Annotated in this window: 1 pseudogene; it reads right to left on the reverse strand. The window is 42.9% G+C overall.

Features of this window, described 5'->3' with window-relative positions:
- Nucleotides 1-996: pseudogene (locus tag ACQV2R_RS08615) on the reverse strand (YSIRK signal domain/LPXTG anchor domain surface protein); the annotation flags it as partial.

The raw sequence follows: 996 nt of genomic DNA on the forward strand, positions 1-996 counted from the left end.
GTGTTGGATCTGGATCTGGCGTTGGATCTGGATCTGGCGTTGGATCTGGATCTGGTGTTGGATCTGGATCTGGCGTTGGATCTGGATCTGGTATTGGACACACTCCACATTCACCGTCTTTACCATCCTTACCGTCTTTACCATCCTTACCATCTTTGCCATCTTTTACAAAGACTTCTTGTGTGGAACCATCTGGCTTCGTAATGATAATGGTATAGCCCGAATTACCTTCTGTATCTTTTCCAGGTGTTACCTCAACCTTAGGCGTCTGACCATCTTTGCCATTTAAGATGTTTTCAGTTGTCACTTTTCCGTCACTGTCTGTAATGGTAATAGTTACTCCTATAACATTACCATCTTGATCTTTGAGTGGGGTTTGCTTGATGGTTGGTGATTTACCATCCACTCCATCTTTACCATCCTTACCGTCTTTACCATCTTTTACAAAAACTTCTTGTGTGGAACCATCTGGCTTCGTAATGATAATGGTATAGCCCGAATTACCTTCTGTATCTTTTCCAGGTGTTACCTCAACCTTAGGCGTCTGACCATCTTTGCCATTTAAGATGTTTTCAGTTGTCACTTTTCCGTCACTGTCTGTAATGGTAATAGTTACTCCTATAACATTACCATCTTGATCTTTGAGTGGGGTTTGCTTGATGGTTGGTGATTTACCATCTACTCCGTCTTTGCCGTCTGCACCATTTGTTACAGTAGTCGTTGTTTGAGTGCCATCTGGATTGGTAATCGTAATGGTATGAGTACCATTGCCATTATCTACGACTGTAGCAGTTGGCGCTTTGCCATCTTTACCGTCGTTGACAACAGTCGTTGTTTCACTTCCATCTGGATTAACGATTGTAATGGTATGAGTACCGTCTCCATTATCTACGACTGTAGCAGTTGGTGATTTTCCATCTGCTCCATCTTGTCCATCTGCCCCATCTTGACCATCTGCTCCATCTTGTCCATTTGTTACAGTAGTCGTTGTTTGAG

The organism is Facklamia sp. P12937, from assembly GCF_050409505.1.
Classification (GTDB): domain Bacteria; phylum Bacillota; class Bacilli; order Lactobacillales; family Aerococcaceae; genus Facklamia.